Genomic DNA, 18,715 nt, shown 5'->3' with positions numbered 1-18,715 from the left:
CTTACGGTCTATCCATATAGTTGAATAGCACATTGGTCTGCCCCTCGCTGCGGCTTATGGTCAACATGGCCAGATTCTTGTCGCGCTTCATGTCAAAAACAATGCCAGGGCCGTTCTTGGTGTTGATGCGGCGCTCCATGCTGATCTTCCAACCCTGGCTGGGCAGGTTGTTGCGATAGTAAATGGCATTGCTTTCCATGGTCAGCGCATTACGCAGAAACACGGTGCGGCCATTCTTGATGCCATCCCGGTGCTCGATATCATTCACCACCTGACTACCCGATGGCATGGGAAAACGTTCGGGTTTGCGCAAGGGGCCGGTATTGGCTTGGCTGACGCTGAGCAAGCCGGTAGACCCCATGCCCGCTGGCTTGACCTGGAAGGTATAGAAGCACTGCCCCCGTGCCGTCGCAACTGCTTGCCAGCCGGCAACAGGATACTCGGTCACTTCGCCCCCGCCTGCCGACCAGACACGCTTGTAGTGGGCAATCATGCTCAGCGGCGACTGGTCGCTATCCACCTGCAGGATGGCCATGGGCACACCGCTGACCAGCATATCCTTGGCTATCCAGTTCAGCCTTGCCTTGGGTGCCTCAAACTCCGGGCATTCGGCAGCCTGTGCAAGCAATGCGGCGCTACCCAGCACGATAAACAAATACTTGATCATTTCACTCGGTCTTCCGGGACTTCATCAGGTGCGATCTTGCCAATTTCTAGCTTGCGGGTAGACAGCTCAGGCGCCCAGATGGAGAACACGGTCTGCACCACGTTGAGCAATGAGATATCGCCTATGGTGGGAATATTGACCGTCGCGGCCAGCAGTGAAAGCGGCGTCAGGCCCTTTACCTGCTGTACCACGCTGGTCTTGTCATCGGCGCTGGCGCCATCGGCCGTCCAGCCATTACCCAGCACGATGGCGGTTTCCACCATGGGCTTGCGGGCCAAGGCCGTGCTCATCAGATAGGTATTGGGATTGTAGCTTTCCGGGCTGACCGTGACCGTGGCCGTGTACTTGCCCCCCATTTCCAGGGTGAATGGCCCTAATGTGGCAGCCAAACTGGCAATCGGCGTCAGCACCCGATTAATGGTGCCGGGCGCGCAATCGTAACCCGTCATGGCCGCCACCATGCCACCAGCCGGATCGCATTTCTGGCCAACCTCGCCCGATATCTGGGCATAGTTGAGCATGCTCTGACCATTGCGGTCCTGCCATAGCGCCTTGCGCTGACCACTACGGAAATCGCTGCTACCACTATCGGAACTGCTGAAGGTGCTGGTGGCCGAGGTACGCGACAGCAATCGACTACCTATCTCAGCCTTGATCTGGGCGTCGGTCTTTTCATTGGCTATCCAGGCATTGGTAAACCCGAACCAGCCTATCTCACTGGCTGAGTCACCGCCAAAGAATACCGTACGCTCCCAGGCTGCATAGCGTGCCGCCTGCACCACATGGCTACGTATATCCAGATACTTGGCCAGTACCGGCACAGCCAGGAACAGCGGCACCAGTATCGTGCTGCAGACGATCATGGTTTCCACCATGGCCTGGCCGGCTTGACGGCGTGCGCGTGAGTAGCTCATAGGTGCTGGAACATCATGGAGGCATACTTCTCAAGGAAGCTGTTAGGCGTCAGCCTGGCCTGCCAGTAGGGGTTGTAGAGGTTACCCAGCTCCTGCTTGCCGTCCTCACGCTCCCAGCCCTCCCCCAGCTTGGATGGCCGGGAGAAATAGACTTGCGCGCGAGACAGGGCACGCATACTGTCATCCCCGCCCGGCTGGCCATTCTCCATGCCAAACCGGCCCTTGCTGTAGCTGCCGGAGTTCGGCAAGGTGCTGGACTTGCGTTCTACTTCAATCAGCAGGCTGGCGCCTTCCAGATTGTCCTTGGTCAGGTCGCGCACATCAAAATACGGACGCAGACCCTCACCACCCAGCGTATTGCCGGCGCCCTGCGGGCGCTGACGCAAGGCCGGCATGGTGGTCATGGTGTGGTTGTAGGCACCGCCATAGGCATCGCCCGCCGGTGTGGAGAAGTTGTTGTTGGTCCCCAAGGCACCCGCACCACTGATCTGCACCCCTGCCTGGGCCGAGCCCCAGCCCATGGGCATAGTCGGTATCACGATGGGTATGGGGATGGGGATGCCCAGTATCGATATCCAGAATATGGCTGCGCCGGTAAAGCCAGTTGCATCCAGCGCTGTCCAGGTCTTCTTGGAATACCCCGTGGCGCTGCCGCCCGCAGTGACGGATTTGAGTTCAGTCCCCCCCCGGTGCCATAGCGCCATGAACACCGCACCATTCTGGTAGGGAATAAACCGCGTGGGATCGAATACGAAGGGGTTGGGCGTCAGGTAGTAAAACTCGGGTGCGCCATCAAACCAGCCGTCCTTGGTGCTGCGATCACGCGAGAAACCATCCAGAGAATTGATGGTGACGCTGGCAAACCGGTCAGCCTCCGCACCATCGCCCTGTTTGCCGGCGGCAGGTTTGGTATTCGGATCCTTGCGCTCGGTAAAGCGTAGCCAGTTATACAGCGACACCGCAGCCGTCGCCCAGCCACCCTTGGTCAGGCTGGCCTCCGGGTCATTCATCTTCAGCACATTGTGTTTGGGATCCAGGCTCAGCATATCCTGTACCGCATCAGACATGCCGCTGGTATTCAAGCCCAGCTTATTGAGTAAGCCGTCCCCGGAGGAGTTGATCAGATCCATCCCCAAGGTCTGCGCCATCGTCAGGGCAGTGCCGTAGTGGTAGACCATCTGCGCCAGATTCAAGGCCGCATTGATGCCATCCAGCAGTTTGGCCAATATCGGCCCAGTGGTGTTCATCACCGTCTGGAAGCCGTTGGATATGCTCTTGTTGATGTTGTAGGGGGTCGTCCACATCCAGGCCGCCAAGGGCCCACCCAAGGCGGTGAGCATCTTGGGAACCCAGGCAAATTCGCTGGTGTAGGTCTTGTTGAAATTGCGCGCCCAGGAGGTGAGCCCGACAACTTGCGCGACAGCCACCTGATTGGCCACCATGGCGCGGTTGGTATAGGCCGAAAAGTTGTAATCGCGCGCCTGCGCCTGCGCCGCGCTATAGACAGCCGCATCGGCGGCATTTTGCAAGCGCATCTTGCCCAGCGTCTGCTGGCCCACATTGAAGGTGGCCAACATGGCCAGAATGACAACAACCAACACGATAAGCGAAAAGACCAGCGCCTGACCGCGCTGGCCCTTAAGCTGCACAGCGGAGCGCACTGTACTGGACATGATGACGCCCCGCATCAGGATAGGATGGCTGCGGCTTAGTTGCCGTAGCTACCCATACCCTTTTGTGCTGTACCTTGGCTACGGGCGCTACCAGCTGCAGAACTGGCTGTACCCCGTGCGGACGATGCACCAGCGGTATCACCAGCCACTTCGCTGGCGAGACCAGATACCTGGGCGCGGATGGTTTGACCGAAGAAGCTGTAGACACCGATAGCCGCCACGGCAATCAGCGCGACGATAATGATGTATTCAGTCATGCCCTGGCCAGTCTGGCGCTTGGGCAGGTTGCGCATGGACTGGCGCAGGTTGTCGATTTTTTTCATGGTCGTGCTCCTCGATAGCTGAATAAAGCGGTACGGGTGGTGGAACCAAGGCGAGAAGCGGGTCTGCACCCGACCCTGGCAACTTGCTTCCACCTCGACAATGAAATTAGTCCTCGGCGAGATGAAAGTCAAACCCCGTGTAAGCCTTGACAGGCGCGGTATCCAGCCTAGCCTATATAGATTGAAACAACATGCTCGCTGACAGGATCAACATGATGCGTATTACCCCACTATTTACATTGCTGCTCTGCCTCTCCGCCCAGGCCGACTACCAGGCTGGGAAGGATGCCCAGCAAGGCGGTGACTTTGCCCGTGCCGCCAAGGAATACACGGAATCCGCCAATCAGGGCGACGTCCGGTCCCAGACCGAGCTGGGCGCCATGTATGAGCGCGGCGAAGGCGTCACCGCCGACTACGCCCGCGCCCAGTTCTGGTACAAGAAGGCGGCCGACAAAGGCTACATGCCTGCCCAGACATCGCTGGGTTATCTGTACGAGCGCGGCCTGGGTCTACCGCGTGATTATTCGCAGGCCATGCAGTGGTATCGCAAGGCCGCCGACAAGGGCTATGCCCTGGCGCAAAATAATGTTGGCGTGCTGTTCGAGAATGGCTGGGGGGTCAAGCAGGACTTCGGCAAGGCCGTGGAGTGGTATCGCAAGGGGGTAGATCAGAACCTGCCCCTGGCGCAGACCAACCTGGGCTTCCTGTATGCCGAGGGTCGTGGTGTGCCCAAGGACGACAACCAAGCTGTCCTTCTATACCGCAAGGCGGCCGATGCCGGCTTTCCACAGGGCCAGAACAACCTCGGTTACATGTATGCGAGTGGCCGCGGGCTGAAGCAGGATTTCGATGCGGCACGTAGCTGGTACGAAAAAGCCGCCAAGGAAGGCAACGGCCAGGCCATGCTGAACCTGGCGTTGATGTACCAGAACGGCAAGGGGGTCAAGCAAGATAGCGCCCGCGCCATAGACTGGCTGACCCGTGCTGGCAACCTGGGGTATCGCCCAGCCATACAACGCCTGATCAAGATCTATCGGCAAGGACTATGGGGTGAAAAGCAGGACGAGGCAGCAGCAGCCGACTGGGAAAATAAACTTACTTGATATAACAGTCACTTAGCAGAAAGACCGCCGACCGGCGGTCTTTTCATATCGCTTGTTCCTGCTCACAGCGCCGTTGCCACATCGCCCGATATTGCTGCTCCAGCGCGCGGGTAAACCGGGGGCCATCCATCAAGGGCGAGCGCGCCATGCGCTCCCTGAGCCCCAGGCGTAGCTGGTTGAGCGCCGCTCGGTCCTGCAACTGAGCCAATGCACGCTGCACGAAAGCGTCGCCACTGTCAGCGATCCAGTCGCTCAAGCCCACGGCGTTCAAGGCACTGGCACCGCCACGTCCCATCACCGTATCGCATGCCAGCGTCAGCACCGGCACACCCATCCAAAGCGAATGGCAGGTGGTTGTGCCGCCGGTATAGGGAAAGGTATCCAGGTTGATGTCAATCTGGCCATGCATGGCCAGATAATCGTGAAAAGGTGCACGGTCACGTATCACGATGCGCTCTGGCGCCACGCCCAATGCGGCAAAGCGGGCGCGCGTCTCATCCGCAATGCGGGCAAAACCCCTTGCCGCGATCAGCAGGCGAGAGTCCGGCACGGCCAATAGCAGATCGGCCCATAGGCGAATGACTGCCGGGCCTATCTTGGCGGGATTGTGCAGGGCGCCAAAAGTAATACCCTGCCCCACCAGACAAGGCATGGTGACCACTTCGGGTGCATCGGCGGGTGGTTGATAGCACCATTGCGAATCAGGCAGATACGCCAGTTGCTCGCTATGCAGGGCCTGGGCGTATTGTGGCGGGCAGGCCACGGCGTCGGTCAGGCGGTAATCCATGGTGGCTAGGCCCGTCGTGTTGAGGTACCCCAGCCAGGTAACCTGCACAGGGGCCAGGCGGCGGGCCATCAACACCAAGCTGTTGTTGCCGGTATGCCCGGCCAAGTCGACCAGGATATCGATCCGGTCCGCCAAGATGGCCTCTGCCACGGCCTCGGCTTCGGCGTCATCGAATTCCCGCCAGTAGTCAGCCAGGCCTGACAGGCGCGTGGTCGTGTCGCTGGCCAGCTGTCGCTGGGTGGAATAGACATAGACATCGAACTGCTTGCGATCATGCTCGCGGAAAACCGGCTCCACAAAATAGGCAACCGGGTGATGCCGCATGTCCGGTGATACATAGCCTACGCGTAGCTTGCGTTCTGGGCGCCAATCCTGCTTCCAGCGCCGTACCTGCTCGGCAGGCAAGCGGGCAGCCTGTTGCAAATGGGCCTGGTAGAGCGCGCCGGGATTGAGCGTGTCGTCGTAGCACAAGGTAAACAGCAAGTTGGAGAGGTAAGTCGGCTTGTCCGACAACTCTGCCGCGCGCCGGAAATGCGGCAGGCTTTCGGCCTGCCTGCCCAGTTCGGACAACACCAGGCCCAAGCCGTTATGGCTGGAGGCCACCTCCTCGATAGCCAGCGCAGACCGGTAATGTTCCACCGCCTCATGCAACTGCCCAGCACCGGCATGGGCATTGCCCAGATGGTAATGATATTCGGCCGAGCCTGGGTGGCGAGCCAGCAAGGCGGTAAAGCGGGCTATTGCCTCCGGCCAGCGCGCGGCCTCGATGGCTGCGTGCCCCAAGCGCTGCTCAGCTTCTTCCAGGTCAGGTGCCAGTTCCAGGGCTGTTTCCAGCGCAGCCATGGCGGCCACATTGCAATGCCTGCATTGCAGGCATGTACCCAGCGCCAGCCAGGTGGCGGCATGCTTGGGGGCCATCCTGCTGGCCAGCTGCAAATAGATTTCCGCCGCCTCGTAGCGCTCTGCAGCCAGCAATCGACGCCCAGCCGCCAGCACACCGCTGTGCACACCGAGCTTACGCAATATCGCCGCCCACGCCTGGTTCATGCTCGCCCCGAGTTTTGATGTTGGGTCGGCACTTTAACGCACTACACTGAAGCTTGGTAACGCCATCACCCCAGAGTGATGCAGGACGCATACGGCAGACCGTACACCCCAGGCAAGTACCTCCGGGCCGGCCCAGGCAGACTGGCAAGGCAGGGGTGCAAGATATCGGGGTAGGTTTCGTGGCCCAGCCGATAGACACGAGTAAAGCCCCACGATGCTGCAGATCGACCCAGACCTACTCGACAAAACCAGCCCCTCGCCCTACCGGGACGCGATGCTGCACGGCTACCGTTGGCTACGGTTTACCCCGCAGCTCGAGCAGGCCTTCCGCCAGTTTCATGTGGATACCCATATGTCACGCCTGCGTTGGGCAGGCGGCATGGCCATCACGCTGTTTGCCCTGTTCGTGCTGATCGACCTCACCACCCTGCCCTCCACCGTCTGGGAGCGCACCGTACCCATCAGGCTGGGGCTGATCATCCCAGCCTTTGCCATTACCCTCTGGCTCAGCTACCAACAACGGTGGCGCGCTTACCTGCAGTGGGCAGTCTGCTTGTCAGCCCTGCTGACAGGCCTGGGAACGGTTGGTGTTATTGGCGTTGCGCTGGCACGTGACTATCCCCTGCCGTATGAGGGCATATTGCTGGTGGCCTTGTTCATCTACTTTATCGCCAGCCTGCAGTGGTGGCATGCCCTGCTGATCAATGCCCTCATCCTGGCCAGTTTTCTGATCATGGAGTCCGCCCTGCAGCCCGATACAACGCTACAGCTGTATCACGGTGCCTTTATGCTGACCGCCAATATCGTAGGTGCGACCGGCAGCTACTTTCTTGAGTACAGCACCCGCACGACCTTCCTGGTCAATGCCTTGCTGCATGAACTGGCCGAGCACGATGGCCTGACCGGGCTCTACAACCGGCGTGCCTTCAACACCCACCTGGAGCGCGCCTGGCGCCAGGCACAGCGTGAGCAGCGATCATTGGTGCTCGCCATGATCGACGTGGACTACTTCAAGCGTTACAACGACTACTACGGGCATGCTGGAGGGGACAAGGTGCTGCAACTGGTTGCCGACACCATCAACCGGCACGCCAGGCGACCGTTGGACATCGCCGCCCGCTACGGCGGGGAAGAATTCGTACTGCTGTGGTTCAACCCTGCCAGCCAGGAACTGCCCCATATGGGCGAGCAGCTGCGCAACGCCATCGCCGTGCAGGCCCTGCCCCACATGGGTAGCGAATTGGGGCATCTCACCATCAGCCTGGGTCTCGCTCAGCGTGCTCCCGGGTCTGGACTGACGGCTGATGATCTGCTCAAAGCGGCAGATGAAGCACTTTACCGGGCCAAGCAGGCGGGGCGTAACCGGGTAGTCGTCGACATACCCGGTCACACCCCCTGACGCCTAGCGCGGCATGTAGCGCTGGATGCAGATATGGCCTACATGGGCGCAGCGATCTGCTTGGCGGCCGTCACCATGGCCTCTTGTGGCTTGACGTTGCCATCAGTCACCTGTGGTAGCGCTGTCGCCATGGCAGCCCAGAACTTGCCCATCTCCGGATTGGACGGCATAGGCTTGCCCAGATGGATGTTATCCATGGAGTTACGGATGTTTTCGTCGTTGTAGAGTTGCCAGAACAGCGTGATATCTGCCGGTACGCCCAGCGGCACCGCCTCGTTCATGGCTTTCAGGCCAACGAGCTTGAGCAGGTGCTGCTCCAGGAAAGCCAGGGCCTCCTTCTTGTTGCGGCTCTTGGCATTGATCATGGCGCCCAGCACACCCACAAAGGGCCGCGAAGGCTTACCCTTCACGCTGGGTATGGGTGCCACGCCGAAATTGATCTTGGCCTCCCGCAATCCCTCCCAGGCCCACGGACCGCTGATCATCATACCCAGCTTGCCGTTGCGCATGGCCTCTTCCATCTGGCCGTAGCTAGCGCCCTTGGGCATGACACCCTTGTTGATCAGCATGGCAAGCGTTTCCAGGCCTGCCACCGCGCCGGGCTTGGCGACACCGGTATCGCGGGCGTCATAGTTGCCCTTGATATCGCGGAAGAACGGATAGCCGCCGTTCGCCGCCATCAAGGGCCAGGTAAAGTAGGTGTTGTTGTAGTCCCACAAGATGGCCCTGGCCCCGCGTTTCTGTAGCTGGGCATCCAGTGCCGGTATTTCCTCGAAGCTCTTGGGCGGGTTCTTGATCAGGGCCTTGTTGTAGATCAGGCTGACCGTCTCCACCGACAAGGGATAACCCCAGGTCTTGCCGCCTACGGTAAACGCATCCCAAGCCACCGAAACAATATTGCGGCGCGCCTCCTCGGTCGGATTGATGGGTGTCAGCAACCCCAGCTTGATCCACTCACCAATGCGGTCGTGCGGCCAGATCCAGATATCAGGGCCATTGCCGGCCAGCGCCTCCTGCTGAAACCGAGTCGGTGCATCATCGGGATGCTCGACCTTGACGGTGATGCCTGTCTGCTTGGTATACAGCTTGCCGATCTTCTCTATGCCTTCGTAGCCTTTGTCGCCATTGATCCAGACCGTCAGCTGCTTACCAGCCGCCATGGCCGGGCTCAGCAGACAGGCGCTGGCAGCAATGCCCAGCAAGGTTTTCAGCACGATGCGACGGGGAGAAACGGCAACAGGGCATTCTTGGGGCGCAAGAATGCCCGCTACACCGTTGGAACGGATAGTCATTGGGGTATCACTCCGGTGATGGTTGGGGATGGCGCTCTAACGGCGCTTCGGCACCCAGGGTGCCGACATGCCGCGCAGGTCATAGCCCGCGCGGTCATGTGAGGTTGCGGCTACCGCTCAGCGTGCTTGCATCAGCGCCTTGCAGGTATCCAGCATGCGGTTGGAGTAGCCCCATTCGTTGTCGTACCAGGCCATGACCTTGACCAGGCGCTTGTTGCTCACCTTGGTCTGCGACGAATCGAAATTCGACGAAGCGCGGTTATGGTTGAAATCGACAGACACAAGGGGCTTGGTCACATAAGTCAGAATGCCATCGCGGCTCACTGCGGCGGCTTGCTTGAGTATCTCGTTGACTTCGCTCACGCTGGTATCGCGGCTGGCAGTAAAGACAAAGTCGACCAACGAGACATTGATGGTCGGCACGCGTACCGCCAGGCCGTCCAGCTTGCCTGCCAGCTCCGGTATCACCAGGCCGATGGCGGCCGCTGCACCCGTCTTGGTAGGTATCATGGACATGGTCGCCGAACGGGCACGGCGCAGATCGCTGTGGTAGAGGTCGGTCAGCACCTGATCATTGGTGTAGCTGTGCACCGTGGTCATCAGCCCCATCTCCACCCCCAGCGCTGCATGGAGCGGTGCCACCAGCGGTGCCAGGCAATTGGTGGTGCAACTGGCATTGGAGATCACCGTGTGCTCGGCCTTCAGCACCTGCTCGTTCACCCCGAACACGATGGTGGCATCGACATCATCACCGCCCGGTGCGGAGATCACCACCTTCTTGGCACCGGCAGCCAGGTGCGCACTGGCCTTGGCCTTGCTGGTGAACAGGCCGGTACACTCGAACACTACATCGACATCAAGATCCTTCCAGGGCAGCTGGGCCGGATCGCGCACGCTCAGGTAGCGTATGCGGTCACCGTTGACCAGCAGGTAATCCCCTTCATAGCCCACCTCAGCCTGGAAACGACCATGGACGGTGTCGTATTCAGTCAGGTGGGCGTTGACCTCGATCTCTCCGAGGTTGTTGATGGCGACGATCTCGAATTCGTCGCGGCGGTTGTGTTCATAGAGGCCACGTAAGACATTGCGGCCTATGCGGCCGTAGCCGTTGATGGCGATGCGGATGGTCATTGTATTGCTCCAGACTGTTGTACCTATGGACTTGGATAGTGCGGCGCCGTCTTGGGCGCTCTGCTTCTGTTGACGGACCGGCCGTAGCGACCGTTTCACTCCGTATTTCGCACAGCCACCAAGGCTGCGCGAAGCTATCTGAGAGCCTGTTATGTACTCAAGTCATGGATGGCCGGCGACGGGATGCGTAGGTTTGGCCACCATGGCTTGAGCGATCGCCATCAAGGCATGGGGCGGCCCATGGCAGCCTCGAGCAGTTCAAACCACTGCTGCCTGTCCAGCATAATCTCCTGCGCAGCCACCAACTGTTGCAAGCGCTCCAGCTTGCCGCTGCCCAGCACCGGCTGTATGCCGGCCGGATGGCGCAGCAGCCAGGCAATGGCGAGTTGCTCACGGCTGACGCCCAGTTCCGCCCCCAGCCGCGCCAGCACCTGCCCCAAGGGTGTCTCTGCCGGCTCGGCCGACAGTCTGCCTCCCCCCAATGGTGACCAGGCTTGCGGCTTGATACGCAGGCGCTGGCATTGGTCCAGCGTACCGTCGAACAAGGCATCGGTATGCAGCAGCGAAACTTCCACCTGGTTGGCGGCCAGCGGTTCATCCAGGCGGCTTTGCAGCAGTTCCAGCTGGTGCGGCAGGAAGTTGGAGACACCAAATTGTGCGACCTTGCCCGCCTGCTTGAGCTGAAAGAACGCCTCGGCGATCTCGTCGGCATCCATCAAGGGGTCAGGCCTGTGGATCAACAGCATCTCTAGCTGCTCCACCCCCATCTGTGCCAGCGAATTCTCGGCCGACGCCACGATATGCGCGCTGCTGGTGTTGTAGTGCTTGACTCGGTGCTGCGGTCGGTTTGGGGTTACCAGTGCGATGCCGCACTTGGAGATCAGCTTGATGCGCGACTTGAGCGCAGGCCGGCTGGCCAAGGCTTCACCGAACAAGGCCTCGCAACGGTAGCCAGCATAGATATCGGCCAAATCGAAGGTATTCATGCCCATATCCAGGCAGCCCTCCACCAGATCGGCCACCTGGCTGGGGTGCATCTGCCAATCGGCGATGCGCCAGACACCCAGTATGAGTCGGGAGTTTGCGGTACTCACGATGTTCTGTCCTCGTTGATCATATTGTGGTGTGTCGCCCCACCTTATTGTGCTTCCAGCAGCACCGAGCCCTGTGCGAGCAGCTTCACCATGCCACCCTCTACCTTGGCGGTGGTGCCGCTATAGGCATCGCGGACCATCTGGCCATCCTTGTAGACATGCGCTACCGGTATGCTGACCTCACCCTTGGCAAATGGCGCTGCGACGACCCTGTCATCGCCATAGATACGGCTGAAGGCATAGGGCTCATCGCCCAGTTTGCGATGCACACCGCGTGCCAGCGCCGGGTGGCGAGCGCGGAACTGGCCCAGCTTCTGCCAATGGGCCAATACAGTCGTATTGGGCGACGCCCAGTTCATACTGGAACGGGTGGATTGCTGTGGGTCGCCAGAGCTGGCCGGGCCATCTGGCCTGGCCGTTTCATCCCCGTAGAATATCTGCACGCCACCGGGTGCCAGCAACAGGGCAGTGCCTGCGGTAATCAGCTGATCACGCTTGTACAAGCGGGTATCGTGCGACGACAGATAGGACAGGACATCGAAGGCCTTGCCCTCGCTGCTGCCGGCTGCCAGCTTGCGGGCGTAGTCGCCATACAGCCGGTCCAGTTCCAGCGGGTCGTCCAGCTTGCGATCCTGCAAGTCGAAATTGATCAGGCTGTCAAAACCGTTGTCGAAGTAGGCCGTGCGCTCAACAGCGTGCGGAAATACCTCACCCACCATCCAGAATGGTGCATCGTCTATCTTCTTCTGCGGGTTCTTGGCCTTCCATTCGGTCAGGGCCGCATTCCCTGCCTGCTTCAACGCCTGCCAGGATGCCATTTCCACATGCTTGGCCGTATCAACCCGAAAGCCGTCCACACCATAATCGCGCACCCAGTTGGTCAACCAGGTCACCAGGTAATCGCGCACTGTCGCGTTGGGTAAAGCTACCGCGCGGGTATCGGCCTTCTTTTTCAGGAAAGCCGGCAACCCTACCGCCTTGGCCTGTTCGGTCTTGAAGTCCGGCAGGTAAGCCAGTTGCATGGTCAGGTCGCTGCTACCGGCAGCGGTATAGCCGTTGAGACCAGCACGAACCCAGTCGCCGCCCCACCATTCGGCCCATTGCTTGCGGTCGGCGTTGTAGTCTATCCAGCCGTGATAGTCCTTAAGCGTGTATTGCTCATAGGCCCCCTTCCACAGCACAGGGATATTCAATTGGTGGGCCGTCTCAATATCCAGATAGCCAGGGTGGTTCATCACAATATCGAACAGCACCCTGACGCCCTGGGCATGGGCTGTATCAACGAACTCCCGCAACTCATCGGGCGTGCCCATGTTCTTGTCGAGCACCGTGTAATCCAGGGCAAAGTAGCCGTGGTAGGCATAGTGCTTGAACTCTTCCTTGCCGCCCTGTACCCAGCCCCGTATCTGCTCATAGGGCGCTGTGATCCAGATCGCATTGACCCCCAGGTTCCGGAAATAGCCCTCCTTGAGCTTGACCGTCAACCCCGCCAGATCGCCACCGTGGAAAGTGCCGATCTCCTTGGCGCCATCGGGCTTGCGTCCATAGCTCTGGTCATTGGCGGGGTTGCCATTGTAGAAGCGGTCGGTAATGGCGAAATAGACGATGGGATTGGTAGCAAAGCTGCTCTTGGACACCCCTGCAGCGGCGATGGGGGTGGCGACAGATTCGGTGGCCTGGGAAAACAGGCAGATCAGCGAGAGCGATGTGGCAAGCAAGGTACGTGTCATGGCGGCTTTATCAGGCAGGGCTGGGGCTAAAAAAGGCGGGCCAACCGGCGCCCGCCCATCCTAGATAGGGTGGCTTACTTGCCTACGGCAGCTTGCGCCTCGACCTTGCTCTTGAAGATGGCTGGGTTGCCCGAAACCACATAGGCATCCTTGATCTCCTTGGTATCGAAACTCATGTCCTTGCCCTTCTGCTCCTTCACATCACCTTTGTGGATGATGTAATGCACCTTGCCGGTGCTGCCGAAATCCTTGATGGCCAGGCGCCAGTACACGCCGAACTCATCCTTGCCGGTTGGTGTCAGGGGGCTGAACCAGCTCACGCCCTCCAGGGGTTGGTCGCTGGCGCCCGGTGCGCGCTTCCAGGCATGCAGGCCCCAATTTTCATACTTGCCATCGGGGCGATGGTAATGAATATCCACCATGCCTTCCGGCGGGTTGTCGGCCGCAGCAGGCAAAGCTGCCAGCATCAATGTTGCCAGCAAGGTCTTGATCAATTTACGTTTGTTCAGCATGGTCATCACTCCGTATTGGTCTTGGTTTGGTACTGATTTCTTGTCATGCCCTGCGGCCATCCGCAGCAGTCTTAACATCGCCCTGCTTGGACGCTGAGCGTGCCGGCCTTCCTTACCCCTTGACACCGCCAGCAGTGAGCCCCGACGTCATCCAGCGCTGCGCCAGCAGGAAGACGATGGAGATAGGCAGGCCCGACAGGATGGCTGCAGCGGCAAAGTCACCCCAGAAGTACTTCTGTTCGTACAGGAACATCTTGATACCCACGGCGATGGTGAGTTGATCCTGCTGCTTGAGCAGCACCGAGGCGATGGGGTACTCGTTGACCCCCTGGATAAAGGCCAGCAGGAACACCACCATCAGGATGGGAACCGCCATGGGCAGCAACACATAGCGGAAGGCCTGAAATGGTGTCGCACCGTCGACTTTGGCAGCTTCCTCTATTTCGACCGGGATGGTGTCGAAGTAGCCCTTGATGGTCCAGATGTGCAGGGCAATGCCCCCGGTATAGGCCAGAATCAGGCCGCCGTGGGTATCCAGCCCCAGCCAGGGCACATAGCCACCTATCTGGTCGAAGATGGCATAGATCGCCACCAAGGCCAGCACGGTGGGAAACATCTGCACCAGCATCAGGCTGTTGATCAACTGGGCCTTAAAGGCAAAGCGCATGCGGGCAAACGCATAGGCGCAGGTGGTCGACAGCAGAAGGCCGATCAGGCCAGACAAGGCGGCCACCTTGATGGAGTTCCATAGCCATAGCAGTACCGGGAACTCCGGCTCCACCAGCCGGCCATCGGCCGCCTGATAGGGAATGCCCAACACCAGCTTCCAATGCTCCAGGCTGATCTGGCTGGGGATCAGATCGCCGGTCGAGAAATTACCCGGACGCAGGCTGATCAGCAGGATCATGAGAAAGGGGAACATGATCAGCGCGATAAAGCAGATCAACCCCAGGTGGGCGGCGACAACCCGCCAGCGATGCGATTTATCAAGAACGACGGCCACGATGCGTAATCCTCAGCGGTTTTCGGTCTGGTTCACCTTGGTGAGCCGCAGATTGATGATGGACAGGAAGGCAACCATCAGGAACACCACGGTCGAGATAGCCGCAGCCAGGCCAAAGTCCTGGCCAGAATCCTGAAAGGCGATGCGATAGGTGTAAGACACCAGCAAGTCGGTGGTGCCCGCTGGTACAGCCGTATCCAGGAAATCCGGGCGGCCATTGGTCAGCAATGCAATCAAGACAAAGTTGTTGAAATTGAAGGCAAAAGCGGCAATCAGCAAGGGGGTGATCGGTTTCACGATCAAGGGCAGCGTGATCTTGAAAAAGTTGGTGAACGGCCCGGCCCCGGCGATCGCCGATGCCTCATACAGATCGGCCGGAATTGCCTTGATCAGGCCCATGCTCAGCAACATCATGTAGGGAAAGCCCAGCCAGGTATTGACGATCAGGATCATGACCTTGGCGAGGAAGGGATCGGTAAACCAGTTGGGCTTGATGCCGAACAAGGACTGCAGGATCAGGTTGATCTCCCCCGCGTTCTCGCTGAACAGACCTTTAAATACCAGGATGGAGATAAACGCTGGCACGGCATAGGGCAGGAACAAAAAGATGCTGTACAGCTTGCGGAAACGCAGCGCCTCCCAGCTCATCAGCACGGCCAGCACAATCCCCACCGAGAAGGCAAACAGCACTGTCAGGCCGGCAAACACCACCGTCCAGCCAAAGATGCGCAGGAAGGGTTCGCTGAAGGAACTATCGGTGAAGATGCGTTTGAAATTGGCCCAGCCTATGCCGACCTTGAAGCCGGGCTGTAGCGGCTCGCCCGCTGCTGTCTCATAGAAGCCTGTCTCGAAATTGGGCTTGATGATGCTGCCGTCCTGCTGGTTCTTCAGCTCGCCATTGGCTTGCGGCTGATAGAGCTTGCGCACTGGCGCGAACTCGCGCAGGCCCGACGCACTGGCCACCAAACCACTGGGCAAGGTGACGGATACCAGCTTGAGTACCTTGAGATTCTGGATCAGCGTCTTGGTATCAGCCGGCTCGCTCAACGGTGCCTCGGCTGCTTCCAACCTATGCGCCGGCACGCTCAATGGCGTCGCCTGCTTCAGCGCCAGGGCATCGGTGACAAAGACATCGCCGTTCTCGTTCTCCAGGCGTATGCGGTAGGCTGCACCGTCGCTATGCAGGGTAAAGGCATAGCTTTCTCCATCCACCACATAGGTTTCATCCAGGAAGTACTGCTTGGCGCGCTCAGGGCTCAGCAGGTTCTTGGAGCTGTAATTGGTAAAGCCGATGGTAAAGGTGTAGGCCAGTGGGAACAGTACAAACACCACCACGGCCAGCAAGCCAGGGAACAGATAACGGAAGGCATAGGCCCTGCCGGTGCTGTAGATATAAGTGGCCAGGCCCAGGGTGGCCAGGCAAACCGTTGCCAGCAGGGGTTGCCCTGCAGCGTACATCTTGAAGGTGAGGAACAGCCCCGCCAGCAGGGTCAGGCCTGCGGCCAAGAGCAATATCCAGTGTTCCAGCTTGCGCGCCATGCTTGTTGTCACTCCCTTTGTCTTTGCTGAACGTGCTGGTAACAGCCCGCTCAGCAAAGGCCTCCCTTGCGGAAGGCCGGCAGGGCGGCGGCATGCCGAATGCCGCCCTGACTGCACCCTACTCTCCCTTGCGGAAGAGCCAGGCGTTCTGCTTACTCACCCTTGATGCGCTTGGCGGCAGCATCCAGGCCATCCTTGGGCGACTGACGGCCACCGGTGATGTTCTGCAGTGCCGATGCCATGGACGACCAGAAGCGGCCCATCTCGGCATTGTTGGGCATGGGGTTGCCAGCCTGCGCCGAAGCCATGGTGGCCTTGATATTGGGGTCGCCAGCCAGCTCCTTGAACAGGTTCTTGTTGGCAGGGGTACCCAGCGGCACGTCTGCGTTGATGGTCTTCAGGCCATTGAGCGACAGCAGATGGTTCTCGATGAAATCGACCGCCACTTCCTTGTTGGGCGAAGCGCGGTTGACCATGCAGCCCAGCACGCCCACGAACGGTGCTGCCTTCTTGCCGGCCACGGTGGGGATAGGCGCCACGCCAAAGTTGATCTTGGCGTTCTTCAGGTTGTCCCACGACCAGGGGCCGTTGATCATCATGGCGACATTGCCCTTGGCCATGCCTGCTTCCATCTCGGCGTAGCCGGCGCCCTTGGGCATCACGCCACCATCGATCAGCTTCTTCAGCGTCTCGGCGCCCTTCAAAGCACCGGCGTTGTTCACGCCGGTATCGGTGGCGTCATAGGTGCCATCGGCCTTCATCTTGAAGGGGTAGCCACCACCAGCTGCCAGCAGCGGCCAGGTGAAGTAGGTATTGGTGTAGTCCCAAAGAATGGCCTTCTTGCCCTTGGCCGACAGCTTCTTGTCGAGTGCGGCGATTTCCTCGAAGCTCTTGGGTGGCGTGGGTACCAGGTCCTTGTTGTAGACCAGAGCCACAGCCTCGATGGAGATGGGGTAACCCCAGGTCTTGCCACCGATGGTGAAGGCCTTCCAGGCCAGCGGGTCGATCTCGTCGCGTATCTTCTTGGACGGCGTAACAGGGCTCAGGAGGCCAGCGCCCACCCATTCACCAGCCCGGTCGTGCGGCCAGCACCAGATATCGGGGCCTTTGCCAGCGGCGGCAGCCTGCTGGAACTTGCCCGGTGCATCCTCGGGATGCTCAACAGCCACTGGCACGCCAGCCTTCTTGGCAAAATCATCGCCTATCTGCTGGATGCCTTTGTAGCCTTTGTCGCCGTTGATCCACAGTAGCAGCTTGCCGGACTCGGCTGCCTGGGCGGCACCGAAGCAGGACACTACCAGGGCAGCGATGAGTGTTTTATTCAGGGTCATGATCACTCCATACGTATTGTGGTTTGGTGGTGCTACGCGGCTGTATGCATCAAGCTCGTTTTCTACGAGTTCTTTACCCGCTGGAAAGCCAATCCAGCTTCGTTAAACAGGTAGCAGCGTGTCTCTGGCAAGCGCACGCTGAGGGTTTCGCCCGGTTTGGCCTCATGCTCGGCATCAGCACGCACCACCAGGTGTTCGCTGGCGCCAGGCACCTGCAGATAGCAAATGGTGGCCTCGCCCAAGTGCTCCACCGCGATCAATTGGCCGCTGATGGTGTTGCCACTGGCAGAAAATTCGAAATGCTCCGGACGTATGCCCAAGGTCACCTTGCCACCGACCTGGCCTGCACTGGCGTCCACCGCCGCCGTCACCATGCTGCCATCGGCCAGTTGCACCGTGGCGTGGTTGGCGCCGATGGCGGCCAGCTTGCCTTCGACAAAGTTCATCTTGGGCGAGCCGATGAAGCCCGCCACAAAGAGATTGCGCGGATGGTGGTAAAGCTCCAGCGGCGAGCCCACCTGCTCGACATTGCCGGCATTGAGCACCACGATGCGGTCAGCCAGCGTCATCGCCTCGACCTGGTCGTGCGTCACGTAGACCATGGTGGTATTCAATTCGCGATGCAGCTTGGTGATCTCGATACGCATCTGTACGCGCAAGGCGGCATCCAGGTTCGAGAGCGGCTCGTCGAACAGGAAGACATTGGGCTTGCGTACGATGGCCCGGCCTATGGCCACGCGTTGGCGCTGGCCGCCCGACAGCGCCTTGGGCTTGCGCTCCAGCAGATGTTCGATCTGCAGTATCCGGGCAGCACGATCCACCGCCTGCTTCATCTCCTCCTTGCTCACTCCGGCCAGCTTGAGACCGAAAGCCATGTTCTCGGCCACCGTCATATGCGGATAGAGCGCATAGGACTGAAACACCATGGCCACGCCGCGCTTGGCTGGCGGGGTATCGTTGCAACGCTCGCCGCCGATATGCAGATCGCCCGAAGTGATGTCTTCCAGACCGGCGATGGTGCGCAACAAAGTCGACTTGCCGCAGCCCGACGGGCCCACGAAAACGACGAACTCCCCATCCTTGATATCAAGGTCTATGCCATGCAGCGTTTCGATATCACCGAATGATTTGCGTATGCCGCGCAATACGACGTCGGACATGGATGCCTGC

The 18,715-nt window shown here is 59.7% G+C and carries 16 protein-coding genes; 2 read left to right on the top strand and 14 right to left on the bottom strand.

The window, feature by feature from the left end; translation table 11 throughout:
• Window position 1: 1 nt before the first annotated feature.
• From QWZ03_RS19520 to QWZ03_RS19505, 4 genes are read right to left on the bottom strand one after another with little or no spacing between them, the layout of a single operon-like run.
• The gene (locus tag QWZ03_RS19520) at window positions 2-667 is read right to left on the bottom strand and encodes a hypothetical protein (protein WP_290334292.1); all 666 of its coding nucleotides are present in this window, start codon (window positions 665-667) and stop codon (window positions 2-4) included.
• Window positions 664-1,581, bottom strand: coding sequence for a hypothetical protein (locus QWZ03_RS19515; protein ID WP_290334291.1), 918 nt, complete (start codon window positions 1,579-1,581; stop codon window positions 664-666). The genes QWZ03_RS19520 and QWZ03_RS19515 overlap by 4 nt, the downstream gene beginning before the upstream one ends.
• On the bottom strand, window positions 1,578-3,254 hold the full coding sequence (locus QWZ03_RS19510) for a pilus assembly protein TadG-related protein (protein ID WP_290334290.1): 1,677 nt from the start codon (window positions 3,252-3,254) through the stop codon (window positions 1,578-1,580). Before QWZ03_RS19510 ends, QWZ03_RS19515 begins: the two co-directional genes overlap by 4 nt.
• Window positions 3,255-3,289: 35 nt before the next feature.
• Window positions 3,290-3,577, bottom strand: coding sequence for a Flp family type IVb pilin (locus tag QWZ03_RS19505; RefSeq protein WP_284195943.1), 288 nt, complete (start codon window positions 3,575-3,577; stop codon window positions 3,290-3,292).
• A 212-nt stretch (window positions 3,578-3,789) separates the two neighbouring features.
• On the opposite strand from QWZ03_RS19505, the gene QWZ03_RS19500 reads away from it, so the two are divergent.
• Window positions 3,790-4,680, top strand: coding sequence for a tetratricopeptide repeat protein (locus QWZ03_RS19500; RefSeq protein ID WP_290334289.1), 891 nt, complete (start codon window positions 3,790-3,792; stop codon window positions 4,678-4,680).
• 43 nt (window positions 4,681-4,723) lie between these two features.
• Here QWZ03_RS19500 and QWZ03_RS19495 read toward each other — a convergent pair whose 3' ends face one another.
• Window positions 4,724-6,514 carry an O-linked N-acetylglucosamine transferase, SPINDLY family protein gene (locus QWZ03_RS19495; RefSeq protein ID WP_290334288.1) on the bottom strand — a complete coding sequence of 597 codons (1,791 nt, stop codon included), beginning with the start codon at window positions 6,512-6,514 and terminating at the stop codon, window positions 4,724-4,726.
• Between the two features lie 214 nt (window positions 6,515-6,728).
• Here QWZ03_RS19495 and QWZ03_RS19490 point away from each other — a divergent pair, with 214 nt between their 5' ends.
• On the top strand, window positions 6,729-7,913 hold the full coding sequence (locus QWZ03_RS19490; protein ID WP_290334287.1) for a GGDEF domain-containing protein: 1,185 nt from the start codon (window positions 6,729-6,731) through the stop codon (window positions 7,911-7,913).
• 38 nt (window positions 7,914-7,951) lie between these two features.
• Here the strand turns inward: QWZ03_RS19490 and malE (QWZ03_RS19485) are convergent, their stop codons facing one another.
• The 9 genes from malE (QWZ03_RS19485) to QWZ03_RS19445 all read right to left on the bottom strand — a co-directional run bounded on the left by malE (QWZ03_RS19485) (window position 7,952) and on the right by QWZ03_RS19445 (window position 18,705).
• Window positions 7,952-9,205, bottom strand: coding sequence for a maltose/maltodextrin ABC transporter substrate-binding protein MalE (gene malE / locus QWZ03_RS19485; protein WP_290334286.1), 1,254 nt, complete (start codon window positions 9,203-9,205; stop codon window positions 7,952-7,954).
• A 117-nt stretch (window positions 9,206-9,322) separates the two neighbouring features.
• Window positions 9,323-10,336, bottom strand: coding sequence for a type I glyceraldehyde-3-phosphate dehydrogenase (gap, locus tag QWZ03_RS19480; RefSeq protein WP_284195938.1), 1,014 nt, complete (start codon window positions 10,334-10,336; stop codon window positions 9,323-9,325).
• A 221-nt stretch (window positions 10,337-10,557) separates the two neighbouring features.
• On the bottom strand, window positions 10,558-11,430 hold the full coding sequence (locus tag QWZ03_RS19475; protein WP_290334285.1) for an aldo/keto reductase: 873 nt from the start codon (window positions 11,428-11,430) through the stop codon (window positions 10,558-10,560).
• A 44-nt stretch (window positions 11,431-11,474) separates the two neighbouring features.
• On the bottom strand, window positions 11,475-13,160 hold the full coding sequence (locus QWZ03_RS19470; protein WP_290334284.1) for an alpha-amylase family glycosyl hydrolase: 1,686 nt from the start codon (window positions 13,158-13,160) through the stop codon (window positions 11,475-11,477).
• A 74-nt stretch (window positions 13,161-13,234) separates the two neighbouring features.
• On the bottom strand, window positions 13,235-13,672 hold the full coding sequence (locus tag QWZ03_RS19465; RefSeq protein ID WP_290334283.1) for a pullulanase-associated domain-containing protein: 438 nt from the start codon (window positions 13,670-13,672) through the stop codon (window positions 13,235-13,237).
• A gap of 112 nt (window positions 13,673-13,784) precedes the next feature.
• Window positions 13,785-14,675 (bottom strand): maltose ABC transporter permease MalG, encoded by an 891-nt coding sequence (malG, locus tag QWZ03_RS19460; RefSeq protein ID WP_284195934.1) that lies wholly within the window; start codon window positions 14,673-14,675, stop codon window positions 13,785-13,787.
• A gap of 12 nt (window positions 14,676-14,687) precedes the next feature.
• On the bottom strand, window positions 14,688-16,214 hold the full coding sequence (gene malF / locus QWZ03_RS19455; RefSeq protein ID WP_290334282.1) for a maltose ABC transporter permease MalF: 1,527 nt from the start codon (window positions 16,212-16,214) through the stop codon (window positions 14,688-14,690).
• A gap of 152 nt (window positions 16,215-16,366) precedes the next feature.
• Complete coding sequence (gene malE, locus QWZ03_RS19450; RefSeq protein ID WP_284195932.1) at window positions 16,367-17,545, bottom strand: maltose/maltodextrin ABC transporter substrate-binding protein MalE; 1,179 nt, start codon at window positions 17,543-17,545, stop codon at window positions 16,367-16,369.
• A 62-nt stretch (window positions 17,546-17,607) separates the two neighbouring features.
• A complete protein-coding gene (locus QWZ03_RS19445; protein WP_290334281.1) occupies window positions 17,608-18,705 on the bottom strand; it encodes an ABC transporter ATP-binding protein in 1,098 nt (365 codons plus the stop codon).
• Between the last annotated feature and the right edge of the window lie 10 nt (window positions 18,706-18,715).

This window comes from Chitinimonas viridis, from assembly GCF_030409555.1.
Classification (GTDB): domain Bacteria; phylum Pseudomonadota; class Gammaproteobacteria; order Burkholderiales; family Chitinimonadaceae; genus Chitinimonas; species Chitinimonas viridis.
This window is presented reverse-complemented; position numbering and strand designations above follow the sequence as displayed.

What these genes read in the sequence shown, in the direction of transcription:
- QWZ03_RS19505 (WP_284195943.1), bottom strand. Translation starts at nt 3,577, where the DNA reads ATGAAAAAAATCGACAACCTGCGCCAGTCCATGCGCAACCTGCCCAAG.
- QWZ03_RS19515 (WP_290334291.1), bottom strand. Translation starts at nt 1,581, where the DNA reads ATGAGCTACTCACGCGCACGCCGTCAAGCCGGCCAGGCCATGGTGGAA.
- malF (WP_290334282.1), bottom strand. Translation starts at nt 16,214, where the DNA reads ATGGCGCGCAAGCTGGAACACTGGATATTGCTCTTGGCCGCAGGCCTG.
- gap (WP_284195938.1), bottom strand. Translation starts at nt 10,336, where the DNA reads ATGACCATCCGCATCGCCATCAACGGCTACGGCCGCATAGGCCGCAAT.
- QWZ03_RS19445 (WP_290334281.1), bottom strand. Translation starts at nt 18,705, where the DNA reads ATGTCCGACGTCGTATTGCGCGGCATACGCAAATCATTCGGTGATATC.
- QWZ03_RS19465 (WP_290334283.1), bottom strand. Translation starts at nt 13,672, where the DNA reads ATGCTGAACAAACGTAAATTGATCAAGACCTTGCTGGCAACATTGATG.
- QWZ03_RS19495 (WP_290334288.1), bottom strand. Translation starts at nt 6,514, where the DNA reads ATGAACCAGGCGTGGGCGGCGATATTGCGTAAGCTCGGTGTGCACAGC.
- malE (WP_290334286.1), bottom strand. Translation starts at nt 9,205, where the DNA reads ATGACTATCCGTTCCAACGGTGTAGCGGGCATTCTTGCGCCCCAAGAA.
- QWZ03_RS19500 (WP_290334289.1), top strand. Translation starts at nt 3,790, where the DNA reads ATGATGCGTATTACCCCACTATTTACATTGCTGCTCTGCCTCTCCGCC.
- QWZ03_RS19520 (WP_290334292.1), bottom strand. Translation starts at nt 667, where the DNA reads ATGATCAAGTATTTGTTTATCGTGCTGGGTAGCGCCGCATTGCTTGCA.
- malE (WP_284195932.1), bottom strand. Translation starts at nt 17,545, where the DNA reads ATGACCCTGAATAAAACACTCATCGCTGCCCTGGTAGTGTCCTGCTTC.
- QWZ03_RS19490 (WP_290334287.1), top strand. Translation starts at nt 6,729, where the DNA reads ATGCTGCAGATCGACCCAGACCTACTCGACAAAACCAGCCCCTCGCCC.
- QWZ03_RS19510 (WP_290334290.1), bottom strand. Translation starts at nt 3,254, where the DNA reads ATGTCCAGTACAGTGCGCTCCGCTGTGCAGCTTAAGGGCCAGCGCGGT.
- QWZ03_RS19470 (WP_290334284.1), bottom strand. Translation starts at nt 13,160, where the DNA reads ATGACACGTACCTTGCTTGCCACATCGCTCTCGCTGATCTGCCTGTTT.